Annotated in this window: 10 protein-coding genes; 7 read left to right on the plus strand and 3 right to left on the minus strand. The window is 69.3% G+C overall.

Annotated elements, in window-relative coordinates; genetic code table 11:
• Window positions 1–43: 43 nt before the first annotated feature.
• Genes DFR40_RS10610 through trkA form a run of 4 tightly spaced genes read left to right on the plus strand, consistent with a single transcriptional unit; the run spans window position 44 to window position 5,058 of the window.
• Window positions 44–1,516 carry a DUF4118 domain-containing protein gene (locus DFR40_RS10610; protein WP_170160201.1) on the plus strand — a complete coding sequence of 491 codons (1,473 nt, stop codon included), beginning with the start codon at window positions 44–46 and terminating at the stop codon, window positions 1,514–1,516.
• Window positions 1,513–2,208, plus strand: a complete 696-nt coding sequence (kdpE, locus tag DFR40_RS10615; protein ID WP_121458461.1) for a two-component system response regulator KdpE — start codon at window positions 1,513–1,515, stop codon at window positions 2,206–2,208. Before DFR40_RS10610 ends, kdpE begins: the two co-directional genes overlap by 4 nt.
• Complete coding sequence (locus DFR40_RS10620; protein ID WP_121458462.1) at window positions 2,205–3,659, plus strand: TrkH family potassium uptake protein; 1,455 nt, start codon at window positions 2,205–2,207, stop codon at window positions 3,657–3,659. The genes kdpE and DFR40_RS10620 overlap by 4 nt, the downstream gene beginning before the upstream one ends.
• 16 nt (window positions 3,660–3,675) lie before the next feature.
• The gene (gene trkA, locus DFR40_RS10625; RefSeq protein WP_121458463.1) at window positions 3,676–5,058 is read left to right on the plus strand and encodes a Trk system potassium transporter TrkA; all 1,383 of its coding nucleotides are present in this window, start codon (window positions 3,676–3,678) and stop codon (window positions 5,056–5,058) included.
• Here the strand turns inward: trkA and trmA are convergent.
• A complete protein-coding gene (gene trmA / locus DFR40_RS10630) occupies window positions 5,055–6,143 on the minus strand; it encodes a tRNA (uridine(54)-C5)-methyltransferase TrmA (RefSeq protein ID WP_121458464.1) in 1,089 nt (362 codons plus the stop codon). The two genes, trkA and trmA, sit on opposite strands and share 4 nt — an antisense overlap.
• 128 nt (window positions 6,144–6,271) lie before the next feature.
• Between trmA and DFR40_RS10635 the strand changes: the two genes are divergently transcribed.
• Entirely contained in the window at window positions 6,272–7,438 is a 1,167-nt protein-coding gene (locus tag DFR40_RS10635) for an MFS transporter (protein WP_121458465.1), read from the plus strand.
• Here the strand turns inward: DFR40_RS10635 and DFR40_RS10640 are convergent.
• A complete protein-coding gene (locus DFR40_RS10640; RefSeq protein ID WP_121458466.1) occupies window positions 7,435–7,662 on the minus strand; it encodes a VF530 family protein in 228 nt (75 codons plus the stop codon). The genes DFR40_RS10635 and DFR40_RS10640 overlap by 4 nt on opposite strands.
• 227 nt (window positions 7,663–7,889) lie before the next feature.
• Between DFR40_RS10640 and DFR40_RS10645 the strand changes: the two genes are divergently transcribed.
• Both DFR40_RS10645 and DFR40_RS10650 read left to right on the plus strand, forming a co-directional pair.
• Complete coding sequence (locus tag DFR40_RS10645) at window positions 7,890–10,154, plus strand: CBS domain-containing protein (RefSeq protein ID WP_121458467.1); 2,265 nt, start codon at window positions 7,890–7,892, stop codon at window positions 10,152–10,154.
• Complete coding sequence (locus DFR40_RS10650) at window positions 10,151–13,522, plus strand: PAS domain S-box protein (RefSeq protein ID WP_170160202.1); 3,372 nt, start codon at window positions 10,151–10,153, stop codon at window positions 13,520–13,522. The genes DFR40_RS10645 and DFR40_RS10650 overlap by 4 nt, the downstream gene beginning before the upstream one ends.
• On the opposite strand, the gene DFR40_RS10655 is transcribed toward DFR40_RS10650, so the two are convergent.
• The gene (locus tag DFR40_RS10655) at window positions 13,508–16,564 is read right to left on the minus strand and encodes an ATP-binding protein (protein WP_121458469.1); all 3,057 of its coding nucleotides are present in this window, start codon (window positions 16,562–16,564) and stop codon (window positions 13,508–13,510) included. The two genes, DFR40_RS10650 and DFR40_RS10655, sit on opposite strands and share 15 nt — an antisense overlap.

The raw sequence follows: 16,564 nt of genomic DNA on the forward strand, positions 1-16,564 counted from the left end.
CAGAATGCGGGTGTTGCTGCTCATTCCGTCCCGGGAATCGTCGATGTTGCTGCCCACCTTTGCCGACCAGATGTCGCCGCGCCGGAAAATGGCGACCAGCGCGCTCGCCTGCGTGCTCGTCGGCTTGGCAGCGGCACCGTTGCGCGGCTGGCTCGATCCGGCCAATGTCGTCATGCTCTTCCTGCTCACCGTGCTCGTCGTCGCCGTCGTCCTCGGGCGCAACCCGGCGGTGCTGGCCGCGGTGCTCAGCGTGCTGTTGTTCGACGTCTTCTTCGTGCCACCGCATTTTTCGCTGGCGGTGAGCAACCTGCAGTACCTGATCACCTTCGCGGTGATGCTGGCCACCGCGCTGATCACCGGCCACCTGGCGGCGACGCTGCAGGAACAGGCCGCCGATGCCGGTCGCCGCGAACGGCGGACGCGGGCCCTGTACGAGATCGCCCGGCAGCTGGCCGGGGCCCTCAATGACCTGCAGGTGCGCGAGATCGTCGAGGGCTTCATCACCGCCGAATTCGCCGGTCGCTGCCAGCTGCTGCTCGGCGACGCCGTCGGCGATGACGCTGCCGCCTGGCTGGTGCCGGCGCGGGTGGCGGCGGTGCATGCGGCCGGGACGCGGCAGATCGACGGGGCAGTCATCTACCTGCCGCTGAAGGCGCCGATGCGCGTCCGCGGCGTGCTCGCCGTGCATCCCGGAAATACCCTGGACGAGGCCGAGCTGGCGGCGCTCGACGGACTGGCCTCGCTGGTCGCGATCGCCGTCGAACGCCTGCATTACGTCGAGGTCGCCCAGCGCAGCGAACTGGAGACGGCGACCGAGCGACTGCGCAGTTCGATCCTGTCGGCGCTGTCGCACGACCTGCGGACGCCGCTGACGGTGCTGGTCGGTCTGGCCGACGCCATCGTCCTGGCTGCCCCCGGCCTGAGCGGGCCGGCGCTCGACAGCGCGCGCACGCTGCGTGACCAGGCCGGCCGCCTGGCCGGGTTGGTCGCCAACCTGCTCGAGATGGCCCGGCTCAATGCCGGTTCGGTGACCCTGCGCCAGGAGTGGCAGCCGCTCGAGGAGGTCGTCGGCAGCAGCCTCAAGCTGCTCGGCGATGCGCTCGGCCGTCACCGGTTGCGTGTCGACCTGCCGCGCGACTTGCCGCTGCTGCGCTTCGACGCCGTCCTGATCGAGCGTGTACTGTGCAACCTGCTCGAGAACGCCGCCAAGTATTCGCCGGCCGACGGCGAGATCTTGATCGCCGCGGCGCTTGCCGGCGATTTCGTCGAATTGTCGGTGGGCGACCGCGGGCCGGGTTTCCCCGAGCCGTTCAGTGCCCAGGTCTTCGAGATGTTCGTGCGCGGCGACGGCGAGTCGACGACGCCCGGTACCGGGCTCGGCCTGGCGATCTGCCGTGCCATCGTCGACGCCCACGGCGGGCGGATGCGCATCGAGAACCCGGCCGGCGGCGGTGGTCGTGTCGTCGTCTCGCTGCCGCGCGGCGAGCCGCCGGTGGTCGAAGCGGAGGTCATGTGAGCGACAAGCCACGCGTGCTGATCGTCGAGGACGAAGCGCAGATTCGCCAGTTCCTGCGCCTGGCGCTGGCCGCCGAGGGCTGCACGGTGCTCGAGGCAAGCCGGCTGGCCGACGGTCTGACGCTCGCCGGCGACGGTGGCGTCGATCTGGTGCTGCTCGACCTCGGGCTGCCCGACGGCGACGGCATCGATTTCATCCGCGCCTATCGCGGCTGGTCGGATGGCCCGGTGCTGATCCTCTCGGCGCGTACCGAGGAGCGGCACAAGATCGACGCCCTCGATGCCGGCGCCGATGACTACCTGACCAAGCCCTTCGGCATCGGCGAACTGCACGCCCGGGTGCGCGCCCTGATGCGCCGGCGCGCGCGCAGCGGCGTTGCCGCGTCGCCGGTGGTGGAGTTCGGCGAGGTCGTCGTCGATCTTGCCCGGCGCCTGGTCACCCGGCGCGGCGAACCGGTCCGCCTGACGCCGATCGAGTTCCGCCTGCTGGCGATGATGCTCGCCCATCCCGGCCAGGTGCTGACCCAGCGCAAACTGCTGGCCGACATCTGGGGGCCGTCCTACGTCGAGAGCAGTCACTACCTGCGGGTCTATGTCGGCCACCTGCGCCAGAAGCTCGAGGATGACCCGACCCAGCCGCGGCATTTCCTCACCGAAACCGGTGTCGGCTACCGTTTCCAGCCCGGCTCATGAATCGTTACGCACCCGTCCTGCGGGCGCTGGGCATGATCGTCATGCTCTTCGCGCTGACCATGCTGGCACCGCTGACCCTGTCCTGGATCGTCGACGACGGCGCCCAGTCGGTCTATGACGAATCCTTCGCCCTGACCCTGCTCTGCGGTCTTTTTCTCTGGTATCGCTACCGAAGCTGCCGGCGCGAGATGAACGTGCGCGACGGCTTCCTGATGGTCGTGCTGGTGTGGACGGTGTTGCCGGCCTTTGCCGCGCTGCCGCTGATGCTGCAACTGGGGATCAGCCACACCGACGCCTATTTCGAGGCGATGTCCGGCCTGACCACGACCGGGGCGACGGTGCTGGCCGGCATCGACCAGCTGCCGATGTCGATCAACCTGTGGCGCCACCAGCTGGTCTGGGTCGGCGGCATGGGCCTGATCGTGCTGGCGATCGCGATCCTGCCGCTGCTCGGCATCGGCGGTCGGCAGATGTTCAAGGCCGAGACGCCGGGGCCGATGAAGGATGCGAAACTGACCCCGCGCATCGCGTCGACCGCAAAAGGCCTGTGGGGCGTCTACGTCGGCGTCAGCCTGCTCTGCATCCTGGCCTACCGGCTGGCCGGGATGAGCTGGTTCGACGCCGTCTGCCACGGTTTTTCGACGATGGGCCTGGGCGGCTTCTCGACCCACGATGCGAGTTTCGGTTTCTTCGATTCCCCTGCCATCGAAGCGGTGGCTATTGCTTTCATGCTGGTCGCCGGGATGAACTTTGGCACCCTGTTTCTTGCAGTCAGCCGGCAATCCCTGCGCCCCTACCTGCACGATCCCGAGGCCGGCTGGTTTCTCGCCGTCTGCCTGGTGTCGGTGTTCGGGATCGCGATCTTCCTTGGCGCCCACGATGTCTATCCGGAGTTCCTGGTGGCGCTGCGCCATTCGGCCTTCAACGTCGTGTCGATTGCCACCACCACCGGCTATGCCAGCGTCGACTATGCGCTGTGGCCGGTTTTCGCCCCGCTGTGGATGCTCTTCCTGTGCAGCTTCGCCACCAGCGCCGGCTCGACCGGCGGCGGCATCAAGATGGCGCGCGCTTTGTTGCTCTACAAGCAGGTTTACCGCGAGATCGTCCGCGCGATGCACCCGAACGCGGTTTACAGCGTGCGCATCGGCGGCCAGGTGGCGCCGCCGGGCATCCTCTTCGCGGTGCTTGCCTTCGGCTTCATGTACATGGTCAGCATCGTTTCGCTGACCTTGTTGCTGGTGTTCACCGGGCTCGATGCGATCACTGCCTTTACCGCCATCGTCGCCATGGTCAACAATACCGGCCCGGGCCTGGGCGAGGTCGGGCCGTCGACCACCTTTGCCGTGCTCGAGGATTTCCAGACCTGGATCTGCTCGTTCGCGATGCTGCTCGGGCGGCTCGAGATTTTTACCCTGCTGGTGGTGTTGACCCCGGCATTCTGGCGGCGCTGAGGCGCGAGGAACGACGATGAACATCCTGATTCTCGGGGCCGGGCAGGTGGGAGCCAGCCTGGCCGAGGCGCTGGTCTCGGAGGCCAACGACATCACCCTGGTCGATCTCGATCCGGGCCCGCTCGGGCAGCTTGCCGACCGTCTCGACGTGCGCACGGTGGCCGGCAACGCCGCCTTTCCCTCGGTGTTGCGCGAGGCCGGCATCGAGTCGGCCGACCTGATCGTCGCGGTGACCCAGTCCGACCAGTCGAATCTCGTCGCCTGCAAGGTCGCGCACAGCCAGTTTGGCGTGCCGACGCGGATCGCCCGCCTGCGCTCGCCCGATTTCCTCGATGCCGAACTGCTGTCGACGCGCAACTTCGCCGTCGATTTCGCGCTTTGCCCGGAGCAGGAAATCAGCGACTACATCGCCAAGCTGCTCGAGTTTCCCGAGGCCCTGCAGGTGGTCGAGTTTGCCGAGGGCCGGCTGACCATGGTCGGCGTCCGCGCCTACGACGGCGGCCTGCTTGTCGGTCAGCCGATCCGCAGCATGCGCGAGCACCTGCCGGCCACGGTCGACGCCCGGATTGCCGCGGTTTTCAGGGATACGCGGGCGATCGACACCAACGGCGACACGGTCATCCACGCCGGCGACGAAGTCTTCCTGCTGGCCGCCAGCGAGCATATCCGGACCGTGCTCAAGGAGCTGCGGCGGATGCAGAAACCGGTGCGCAAGGTGATGATCGCCGGTGCCGGAAACGTCGGCGCCCGCGTCGCCCGGCGCCTCGAAGGGCAGTGCGAGGTCAAGGTCATCGAGAGCCGGCCGGCGCGCGCGACACTGGTTGCCGGCTGGCTCGACCGGGCGCTCGTGGTCAATGGCGAGGCCACCGACGAGACCTTGCTGCAGCGCGAGGACATCGACGGCATGGACATGTTCCTGGCCCTGACCAACGACGACGAGAACAACATCATGGCCGCCTCGCTGGCCAAGCGCCTGGGCTGCCGCCGCGTGCTCGCGCTGATCAACCGCGAAGCCTACGCCGACATGGTCCAGGGTGGCCCGATCGACATCGGCCTGTCGCCGGCCCAGGTCTCGATCGGCGGCCTGCTGACGCATGTCCGCCAGGCCGACGTGGCGCGCGTGCACAGCCTGCGTCGCGGCGCCGCCGAGGCGCTCGAACTGGTGGTCCGCGGCGACCGCCGCAGCTCGCGGGTGGTCGGCCGGCGGATCGAGGAACTGCCCGAAATCCGCGGCGCCAGCATCGCCGCCGTTGTCCGCGACGGCCAGGTGATCATCCCGCACCACGACACGCTGATCGAGGCCGGCGACCACGTCGTCGTCTTCTGCACCCGCAAACGCTACATCAAGGCGGTGGAGAAGCTGTTCCAGCCGGTACGGCCGCTGTTTTCCTTCGCCTAGCGGCGCTGCAGCAGCAGCCCGCACTCGAGGTGGTGGGTGTAGGGGAACTGGTCGAAGACCGCCGCCGCGGCGATCCGGTGCGTTGCCGCGAGCGCCGCGACGTTGTCGCGCAGGGTCTGCGGGTTGCACGAGATGTAGAGGATGTTGGCGAAGCCGGCGGCCAGTTCGAGCGTCGCCGGGTCGAGGCCGCTGCGCGGCGGATCGACGAAGATCGTCGAGAAATCGTAGGTCGCCAGGTCGATGCCCTGCATCCGCTGGAAGCGCTCGCGCCCGCTCAGCGCGGCGCTGATCTCCTCGCTCGCCATGCGCACGATGGCGGTGTTGCCGACCGCGTTGACCTCGAGGTTGTGCAGCGCGGCCCGCACCGAGGTCTTGCTCACCTCGGTGGCGAGCACCTTGGCGAACAGGGGGGCGAGGGCGACGGTGAAATTGCCGTTGCCGCAATACAGTTCGAGCAGGTCGCCGCCCAGCGGCGCCGCCTGGGCCTGCGCCCAGGCCAGCATCTTCTCGTTCACGCTGGCATTGGGCTGGCTGAAGCCGCCTTCGAACTGGCGATAGTGCAGTTGCCGGCCATCGACGTTCAGGCATTCGTCCACCCAGTCGCGTTCGAGGACCAGCTTCTGGCCCTTGCTGCGGCCGATGACGGCGATGCCGAGGTCCGCGGCCAGGGCGCGGGCGGCTTCCTCCCAGGCGGCGTCGAGCGGGCGGTGGTAGATCAGGGTGACCAGCATGTCGCCGCTCAGCGTTGCCAGGAACTCGACGCCGTAGAGGCGGCGGTGCAGCGCGTCGACGGCCAGCGTCGCCGCACGCAGCTTCGGCATCAGTGCGCAGATGGCCGCGTCGGCGACCGGGAAATCCGCCATCAGCACCGGCTGGCGGGGATTTTCCGGGTCGAACATGGCGTAGTCCCAGCCGCCGTCGTGCTGCCAGGCGCGGAATTCGGCGCGCAGCCGGTAGTGCGTCGTCGGCGACGCGAAGACTGCCGGTTCGGGCAGCGCGAAAGCGGCGAATTCAGCGCAGAAGCGCTCGCGTTTTTCGGCCAGCTGGCTCGGGTAGCGGGCGGGGTCGGGGAGAATCAGGGGCATGGTGCGCTGGCGGCAGAAAACGGAAGGGGCGGACTATACCGCGCGGCCGGACAATGCAGAAGCCGCGGCAACTGGCCCGGCTTGCCGGCGGCTTCGGCTATGCTTGGCGAAAAAACGGCGCTATCCCCATGCATCCTGTGTTCGTCATCGTTCTCGCGCAACTGTTCGGTACCTCGCTGTGGTTTTCCGCCAACAGCGCCGCCGACGCGCTGATGCTCGCCTGGGCAATCGGCCCGGCTGCGATCGGGACGCTGACCAATGCCGTCCAGGCCGGTTTCATCGTCGGCACCCTCGGCTTCGCGCTGAGCGGCCTCGCCGACCGTTTCCCGGCCAGCCGCATCTTTGCCGTCTGCGCCCTGCTCGGAGCCGCCGCCAATGCCAGCTTCGCGCTGGCGGCAGGTGGATTGCAGTCGGCGATCGTCCTGCGTTTCCTGGTCGGCCTGTGCCTGGCCGGGATCTATCCGCTGGGGATGAAGCTGGTCGTCACCTGGGTGCCGGAACGCGCCGGTGCCGCGCTGGCCTGGCTGGTCGGCATGCTGACCCTGGGCACGGCACTGCCGCATGGGATCCGCTTTCTCGGCGGCGGCCTGCCCTGGCAGTGGCCGATCCTCGCGTCCTCGCTGCTGGCGCTGCTGGCTGCGGCATTGATCCTGCGCCTGGGCGACGGGCCGCAGCTGCAGCGTCGGCACGGGGCGCCGCCGCTGCGTCTGGGGCGGGTCGTGCATGCCTTCTCGATTCCTGCCTTTCGTGCCTCGGCACTGGGTTATTTCGGTCACCAGTGGGAACTCTATGCGTTCTGGACGCTGGTGCCGGTGCTGCTTGCCGGCAGCGGCATCGCGTCGGCCGGCAGCCTGGCGCTGGCCGGCTGGTCGTTTGCCGTGGTCGGCATCGGCGCTCTCGGCTGCGTCTGTGGCGGCTACTGGAGTCGCCATATCGGCAGCGGCCGCGTCGCGGCCAGCGCGCTCGCCGGTTCGGCGCTGTGTTGCGCACTGTTTCCGCTGAGCACCGGCTGGCCGCCCGGACTGACGCTGCTGGTGCTGCTCTTCTGGGGCTTTTGCGTGGTCGCCGATTCGCCGCACTTCTCGGCCTTGTCGGCGCGCGCCTGTCCGCCGGAAATCGTCGGCAGCGCGCTGGCTTTCCAGAATGCCATCGGCTTTGCCATCACCATGCTGTCGATCCAGCTCGGTACGCGCTGGGTGGGCGACTGGGGCGGGCAGGTCGCCTGGCTGCTGCTGCCCGGGCCGCTGTTCGGCCTGCTCGGGCTGTGGCCGTTGTGGCGGCGGCCGGCGGCCTAGTTGCGCTCGCGGTGGCGCAGCATGTAGAGGTAGAGCGATTCGACGCGTTCGCGCGCCCACGGGGTGCGGCGCAGGAATTTCAGGCTCGAGGCGACGCTCGGATCGACGTTGAAGCAGCGGATGTCCACCTGGCGGCCGAGTTCGGCCCAGCCGTAGTGCTCGACCAGCTGGTTGAGCAGGGCTTCGAGGGTGATCCCGTGGAGCGGGTTGTTCGGCTGGGTCATCGCTGTGGCGGCGCGGCAAAAGCCGGCAGTTTACGCCGGGCCCGCGGTTTTATCGCAAATTTCACGGTCGACCGTCAAATTCCGTTGAAATTGCCCGGGCCGCCACCGCAACTGGCGCGCCGTTCGGACTAGAATCGAAACATGCGCATCGGGTAGGCGGCACTGCCGGCCGATGCATTGTCGACCTGCCGGCGAGTGCCGGCGCGAACCTGGGGGAGGTCGCCGAGATGGCTTCCGTCGCTGCGCTCAAGCTTTCCGATATCGCCAGCAGCGAGGTGCTGACCGTGCCCGCCGGAACGCCGCTGGGCGATGCCGTGGCTTGCCTGGCCGAGCGTTACATCTCGTCGCTGGTGGTCGTCGACGGCGTGCGGCCGGTCGGCATCCTGACCGAATGGGACCTGCTCCGGCTGCTGCGCGAACAGGTTCCCGACACGGTGCCGGTGTACCAGGTGATGAGCGCGCCGCTGGTGACGACGCGCCCGGACATCGATTTCGCCGCCGCCCAGCTGCTGATGTCCAGCCACGCCATCCGCCACCTCGTGCTGGTCGACGGCGAGGGCCGCCTGGCCGGCCTCGCCAGCGAGAGCGACTTCCGGCGCCAGCTCGACAACGCGCTGTTCGAGGCGATCCGCAACCTGCAGGCGATCATCGAGCCGATCGAACCCTTGCTCGCCCCCGAGCAGGCCTTGATCGAGGTCCTCGACCTGATGGCCGAGCGGCGCCTCGACCACGTGCTGATCGGGTGCGACGGCGTTGCCCGGGGCATCATCACCGAGCGCGACCTGCCGCGGCTGATGCAGCGCCGGCCGGACCTGCGCGCGACGACGGCGGGCAGCGTCATGTCGACGCCGCTGCAGACCATCGACGAGAACGTCTCGGTGGCCGAGGCGGCGCGCCGGATGGCCGCCTTGCACCTGCGTCACCTGGTCGTCTGCGGCCGCCACGGGCGGGCGGTCGGGGTGATCGGCCAGCACCGCCTGCTCGAACGCCTGAGCGTGGTGCTCATGGAAAGCGGGCGCAGCCGTCTGGCCAGCCAGCTCGAGGTGGTGCTCGAGGCAACCGGCGTCGGCACCTGGGAGTACGACCACCGGCGCGACGTGGTGATCCGCAGCGCGGCGCTCAACAGCGTGCTCCAGTTCGCGCGCGACAAGGTCTTCGAGTCCTTCGCCGACATGCTCGAGCGCGTTGTCGCCGAGGATCGCGACAAGGTCCGCCAGGCCTTCCACGAGGCGCTGGCCGGCGGCGCCGGCCAGTTCACGATCGATTTCCGGGTCCGCGACGGCGAGGGACAGATGCGCTGGTTCAGCTCGCGCGGCCGCGTCATCGAGCGCGATGCCGGCGGGCGGCCGCTGCATTCGGCCGGCGTCGCCATCGACATCGATCCGCAGAAGCGCCAGGAGGCCGAACTGCGGCGCAGCGAAGCGCGTTTCCGCGATCTCCTCGAGCAGGCGCCGCTGCCGATGGGCTATGTCAATGCCGACGGCAGCGTCGCCTTCCTCAACCGGCGTTTCGCCGAGCTGTTCGGCTATGCCCTGGGCGAGGTCCCCAACCTGCGCCGCTGGTCGGCGCACGCCTTTCCCGATCCCGACTACCGGGCGGTGGTCGCCGGCCGCTGGCGCGCCGCCGTCGCCAGCGCACGCGCCGCCCAGGCCGCGGTGGCGCCGGTCGAGTGCGCGGTGACCTGTGGCGACGGCAGCGTGCGCATCGTCGAGATTGCCGGCGTGCTGCTCGGCGACGACTGCCTGGTCACCTTCATCGACATCACTGCCCAGCGCGAGCAGCAGCAGCGCCTCGAATTCGGCAACGCGATCCTGCGCCTGATTTCCGACGATGCGCCGCTGCCCGATGTGCTCGACCAGGTGTGCCGGCGCATCGAGGCGCGCGATCCGGCGCTGCGCTGCTCGGTCCTGCTGCTCGACGACGACGGCCGGCATCTGCGCCACGGCGCCGCGCCCAGCCTGCCCGGGGCCTATTGCCAGGCGATCGACGGCGCGGCCATCGGGCCGGCGGTCGGCTCCTGCGGCACCGCCGCCTGGCGCGGCGAGGCGGTGCTGGTCGCCGACATCGCCAGCGATCCGCTGTGGGCCGACTACCGCCAGCTGGCGCTCCCGCACCGCCTGGCTGCCTGCTGGTCGTCGCCGATCAAGGCGCGCGACGGGCGTGTCCTCGGCACCTTCGCCATCTACTGGGCCACGGTCGATCCGGAGATTCCGGCAGCCTTGCGCGATCATGTCGATGCGGCGACGACCCTGGCCGCGATCGCCATCGAGAGCGCCCAGCGCGAGGCGGCGGTGCGCAGCATGCACCGCGGGCTGTCCGAGGCCGATCTGCGGCTGCGCCAGCAGCTCGACGAGCTGCGCCGCTGGCAGCAGGTGGTGATCGGTCGCGAGGAGCGCGTGCTCAGCCTCAAGCAGGAGGTCAACGCGCTCTGTCAGCGGCTCGGCGAACCGGCCCGCTACGCCAGCGTCGAACTGCCGGAGGGCCGCCCGTGAACCGCTGCTGCGCCTGCCTGCTCATCGCGCTCGCCTGGTCTGGTGCGGCCGTGGCCAGCCCGGCGCTGCCGGCCAGCTTGCGCGTTGCCGTCGATGAAAGCTACCCGCCCTACGTCTTCCGCGACGGCGACGGCCAGTTGCGCGGCTACCTGGTCGACCTGTGGGCCCTGTGGTCGGCCCGTACCGGCAGCCGTGTCGACCTTCAGGCAGGCGACTGGAATCTCGGCATGCGCCGTCTCGAGGCCGGCGAGGTCGATCTGATGGACGGCGTCTTCCGGACCCCGGCGCGGGCCGAGCGGCTGGCCTATTCGCAGCCCTACGCCGAGATACCGGTACCGGTCTTCGTCCATCGCAGCCTGCAGGGCATCGATGGCATCGGCACGCTGCGCGGCTTCGTCGTCGGCGTCATGGACGGCGATGCCTGTCCGGAACAGCTGCTCGAACAGCGCATCACGCGGCTCGACCAGTATCCGGACTACGAGGTGATGATCGGTGCCGCGATCGCCGGCGACCTGCGCATCTTCTGCATGGACGGTCCGCCGGCGCATTTCCTGCTCACCCGGAAGGGCGGCGCGCGTGAATTCCGCGAGGCGTTCACGCTGTTTCACGGTCAACTGCACCGGGTCGCGAAAAAGGACAGGGCGGCGCTGGTTGCCACGGTCGACGCCGGTTTTGCGGCAATTTCCAGCGCCGAAACCGAATCCCTGCGCGCCAAGTGGCTGACCCCTGCGACGCCCGAGCCGCTGCCGCGCTGGCCGGCCTATGCCGGTTACGCGGTGCTCGTCGCGCTCCTCGCCGGCGGCCTGCTGCTCGCCTGGAACGTGTTGCTGCGCCGCGAGGTCGGCGCCCGCACCCGCGAACTGCTCGCCGAGCGTGAGCGCCTGCTGGTCCAGACGCGCCAGTCGCGCGAGTTGAGCGAGAACCTGGAAGCGACGCTGCACGCGATTCCCGACCTGCTTTTCGAAGTCGCCGCCGACGGTCGTTTCCTCAATGTCTGGGCGAGCGATCCCGAGCAGCTGCAACTGTCGCCGGACGCGCTGCTCGAGCGCCGCCTCGACGACATCCTGCCGCCGGCCGCCGCCGCCCTCTGCCGGCAGGCCCTGGCCGAGGCGGCGGCGAACGGGCGCTCGCGCGGCCAGGTGCTCGAGCTCGAGTTTGCCGAGGGGCGCCGCTGGTTCGAGCTGTCGACGACGCGCAAGCCGGGTGGCGGCGAAATGGCGCGTTTCATGGTCCTGGCGCGCAACATCGGCGACCGGATCGCCGCCCAGGCATCGATGCGTTCGGCACAGGCGGCAAGCGAGCAGTTGCTGGCCGAGTCCGACCGGATGCGGCTGACCCTGCTCAGCATGCTCGAGGACCGCCAGCTGGCCGAAGCCCAGCTGCGCAAGCTGTCGCAGGCGGTCGAACAGAGCCCGGTGGCGGTCGTCATCACCGACCTCGAGGCGCGCATCGAGTACGTCAACCAGGCCTTCGTCGAGGTCAGCGGCTATTCGGCCGCGGAACTGCTCGGCCAGAATCCGCGCCTGCTGCAAAGCGGCCTGACGCCGCAGAGCCAGTACCAGTCGATGTGGGAAACCCTGCAGCGCGGCGAGAACTGGCTCGGCCAGCTGACCAACCGCAACAAGCGCGGCGAGATCTTCTACGAATTCGCGGTGATCTCGCCGATCCGCCAGCCCGACGGCCGGGTCACCCACTACCTCGCGGTCAAGCAGGACATCACCGAGCGCAAGCGGATCGGCGAGGAACTCGACCGCCATCGCCACCACCTCGAGGAACTGGTCGACCAGCGCACCGCCGAACTGCAGACCGCCAAGGCAGCGGCCGAGGTTGCCAGTCGCGCCAAGTCGGCCTTCCTGGCGAACATGAGCCACGAGATCCGGACGCCGATGAACGCCATCGTCGGCCTGGCCCACCGCCTGCTCAAGCAGGCCACCGACGACGGCCAGCGGGGCCATCTGGAGATGATCAAGGCCTCGGCCGACCACCTGCTCTCGGTGATCAACGACATCCTCGACCTGTCGCGGATCGAGGCCGGCAAGCTCGAACTGGCGCAGGCCGACTTCAACCTGCCGGAACTGCTCGAGCGGACCCTCGGCCTGGTTCGCGAGCGGGCGCAGGCCAAGGGCCTGCAATTGCAGTTGCAGGCGCCCGGGCTGCCGCTGCTGGTGCACGGCGATCCGACCCGGCTGGCGCAGGCGCTGCTCAACTACCTGAGCAACGCCATCAAGTTCACCGAGCAGGGCAGCATCGTCCTGCGCGGGCGCCTGGTCGACGGCGACGACAGCTCGGTGCAGCTGCATTTCGAGGTCTGCGACAGCGGCATCGGCATCGATGCCGAAACCCTGGCCCGGCTGTTCAACCCCTTCGAGCAGGCCGACAACTCGACCACGCGGCTGCATGGCGGCAGCGGTCTGGGCCTGGTCATCACCCGCCAGCTGGCTGAACTGATGGGCGGCAGCGCTGGCTGCGAGAGCACGCCCGGGGTCGGCAGCCGCTTCTGGTTCTCGGTCCGCCTGGGCCGTGCCGAGGGCGAGGTCGCCGGCAGCCTGCCGGCACTGCCCGGCGAAAGCGTCGAGGAACGCCTGGCGCGTGATTGCCGTGGTGCGCGCATCCTGCTGTGCGAGGACAACCTGGTGAACCAGGAAGTGGCGCGGACGCTGCTCTGCGACATCGGTCTCGCCGTGCAGCTCGCCGGCAACGGCCGCGAAGGGCTGAACCTGCTCGAACGCGAAAGCTTCGACCTGGTCCTGATGGATGTCCAGATGCCGCTGATGGACGGGCTCGAGGCGACCCGGCGGATCCGCCTGCTGCCCGGGCGCCGCGACCTGCCGATCCTGGCCATGACCGCCAACGCCTTCGCCGAGGACCGCAAGGCCTGCCTCGACGCCGGCATGAACGATTTCGTCGCCAAGCCGGTCGATCCCGACGCCCTTTACGCGGCGCTGCTGCGCTGGCTGCCGCAGGCGGCCGCGGCGCCGGTCGTGGCCGACCCTGGCGCCGATCCGCTGGCGGCGGCGTTGCACGCACTTCCCGGGCTCGATGCGGCAACCCTGCTGCCGGTGATGCGCGGGCGGGCGTACAAGGCGGCGCAGTTGCTGCGCATGTTTGCCGAGCGCCATGCCGACGACGCCGATCGCCTGCGTGGCGCGCTGGCCGCCGGCGACCGTGCAGCCGCCGAGCAGCTCGCGCACGCCCTCAAGGGGGCCGCCGGTACCCTGGCGCTGAACGCGCTGCATCGCCGGGCAAGCGGGCTCAACGAGGCGCTGCGCAGCGGTGCCGGCCGCGATCAGCTGGCCGGCGAGCTCGACCTGCTGGCCGCCGAACTGGCCGAGGTCTGCCGCGGCATTGCCGGCCTACCCGCCGACTGAGCCGGTCGTCGGCCGTAGCCGCTCGATTTCCGCGTTCAGGGTCGCGACGCTGACCGGCTTGGCAACATAGCCGTCCATGCCGGCGGCGAGGCAGACCTCGCGGTCGCCGGCCATCGCGTTGGCGGTCATGGCGATGATCGGCAGCGGCCGGCGGCCCTCGGCGGCTTCGCGGGCACGCCACTGGCGGGTCGTCTCGAGGCCGTCGAGCACCGGCATCTGGATATCCATCAGGACCAGGTCGAAGGCCGCATCGGCGAGCATCTCGAGGGCTTCCTGGCCGTGCTGGGCGAGGCTGACGCAATGCCCCTGCTTTTCGAGCAGGGCGCAGGCCAGGCGCTGGTTGATCGGGTTGTCCTCGACCAGCAGGATGTGCAGCGTCGCCGGCGCGGCGACGGCGGCGACCGGCGTGCTGCCGTGCCAGGCGCGGCGCTTGTCCGGCCGGCGGGCGATGGCGCGGACCTCATGCTCGGCGGCGAGCAGTTCCTCGGCGAGCAGCGGCTTGGGCAGCTCGCGCGAAGCGAAGTTGCGGGTTGCCGAAGGGATCGTCGCGTTCATCGGCGTCAGTGCCAGGACCACCGCCCCGGGGCGCAGGCCGCCGCGGAACAGCGGCATCTCGGCGAAGCTCGCCGGCAGCCATTCCTGCTCGGCGACGAGGACGGCGTAGCGGCCGGCTTCGTCGTGGCCGGCCAGTGCCTGCAGGCGCTGGCGCAGTTCACCGCTGCCAGCACACAGCTGGACCTGGCGGCCGAGCCGGCGCAGACCGGCGGCCAGCAGCTTGCGCAGGCGGTCGTTGCGGATCGCCAGCAGCCACAGGCCGTCGTTCTCCGACGGCGGTAGCGGCGGCGGTTCGGGACGGTCACGGTCGACCGGCAATTCGAGCTCAAAATGGAAATTGCTGCCTTCACCGGGGACGCTGTCGAGGCTCAGTTCGCCGCCCATCAGGCGGACGATCTCGCGGCTGATGGTCAGGCCCAGGCCGGTGCCGCCGAAGCGGCGGGTGACGCTGGCGTCGGCCTGGCCGAAGGCATCGAAGATTGCCGCCTGCTTGTCGTGGGGGATGCCGATGCCGCTGTCGATCACCGACAGGCGCAGCCGGCACTGGCCGTCGCCGGCGGCGGCGCGGGCAATGCGCAGGATCACCTCGCCCTGCTCGGTGAACTTGATGGCGTTGCCGATCAGGTTGAGCAGCACCTGGCGCAGCCGCCCGGGGTCGCCGACCAGGCCGTCGGGAACCTCGGGGGCGATGTCGATCAGCACCTCCAGGCCTTTCTCGGCGGCGCGCGCGGAGAGCACGCGGGCGGTCCCGAGGGCCAGCTCGCGCAGGCGGAAGGGCGTCGCCTCGAGGTGCATGCGGCCGGCCTCCATCTTCGAGAAATCGAGGATGTCGTTGAGGATGATCATCAGCGATTCGGCCGACTGGCGGACCAGTTCGAGGTACTGGCGCTGGGTCGCGTCGAGCTCGGTGTCGAGCGTCAGCGCGGTGAGGCCGAGGATGCCGTTCATCGGCGTGCGAATCTCGTGGCTCATGTTGGCGACGAACTGGCTTTTCGCGTCGTTGGCTGCCTCGGCGCTGGCAATCGCCTGGCGCAGCCGTGATTCGTCCTCCTTGCGCCGGGTGATGTCGCGGAAAGCGGTGACCGAGCCGGCGATGCGCCGGCCCTGGTAGAGCGGCGTGCTGCTGACCTCGACCGGGAAGCTGCTGCCGTCGGTGCGGGTGAACCTTTCCTCGCCGAAGAAATGGCGGCCGTTGCTGACCGCCCGGAAAATCGGGCATTCGGCGAGCGGCCCGCAGCCGTCGGCGCCATGGCGATGGAACAGGTAGTGGCCGACCTGACCGATCAGTGCCGTGCGCTCGAGGCCGAGCAGTTCGAGCGCGGCGGCATTGACGAGGACGACGCGGCCGTTCTCGTCGAGTACGTAGAGGCCGTCGCCCATGGTTTCGGTGACCGCGATCAGGTTGCGCTGTTCCTGGACCAGCCGCTCGCGCGAGGCGAGCAGGCGCAGGAAAAGGAAGAACAGTGCGCCGAGGGTGGCCAGCATCAGGCCGAACTGGGTCCAGAACTCCTCGCGCAGCACGCCGATGAAGGGCGCCTTGGTGTAGGCGATGATGTAGGCGCTGGGGCGGCCGGAAATGTCGTCGATCGGCAGGAAGCTGACCACCCACGGATCGTCGCTGCTGCCGACGCTGAGCGAGAATGCGCGGAATTCGCCGAGCGCGCGCCGGACCGTGGCGTTGCCGGCGAGTTCGAGGTCGAGGGCGGCGACCCGGGGCGACGGCGGCGCCGGGCTGTCGGGCAGCGTCACCTGGGGATCCTCGACCAGGAAGCCGGGATGGATCTTCGACTCGCCGTAAAGCCAGCGCTCGGATTCGAAGAGCACCGGCAGGGTGCGCTCGCTGGCCAGCACGAAATGGAATTCGCGCGACGGTTCGAGCTGCTGCATGGCATCGCGGATGGCGAGGAAGCCGATGCTGGTCTCGACCGCGCCGAGCAGGCGGTCGCCGTCGAGCAGCGGGTACACGAAACGAAAACCCGACTTGACCCGGCCGGCTTCGAAACCCTGCACCGGCTGCCGGGTTTCCAGCACCTGGCGGATCGAAGGCCGGATCGCCAGCAGGTTGTCGCCGTATTTCTGCGGTTCGTGGAAACGCAGGAAACTGTCGCCGTTGGCGGTCTGGAAATGCAGCTGGCGGATGCCCAGTTCGCGCAGGTTGCGGTAGGTCGGCGAGAGCAGCTGGTAGAGCCGGGCGCGGTAGGGAATCTGGGCTTCGCCGCTGGCCTGCGAGGCGGCGTCCATCAGGGTCAGGATTTCGCGCTGCTTGATGCGTTCGGAGAACAGGATCGAGGTTGCCTTGGCGTAGGTCTGCAGGCTGGCCTGATAGATCGTTGCCAGCTCCTGGGTGTGCTGTTCTTCGTGCAGCGCCTGTTTTTCCTGCTGGCTGCTGTGCAGCAGCCAGGTTCCGATCAGCGGCAGGACGAGGAAGGCGGCCAGTGCCCAGCCGCGGGCCTGGCGATGGATTTGCGGCGGGCGGCGATCGGGCAT

Origin of the sequence: Azonexus fungiphilus (assembly GCF_003634965.1) — a bacterium.
Classification (GTDB): domain Bacteria; phylum Pseudomonadota; class Gammaproteobacteria; order Burkholderiales; family Rhodocyclaceae; genus Azonexus; species Azonexus fungiphilus.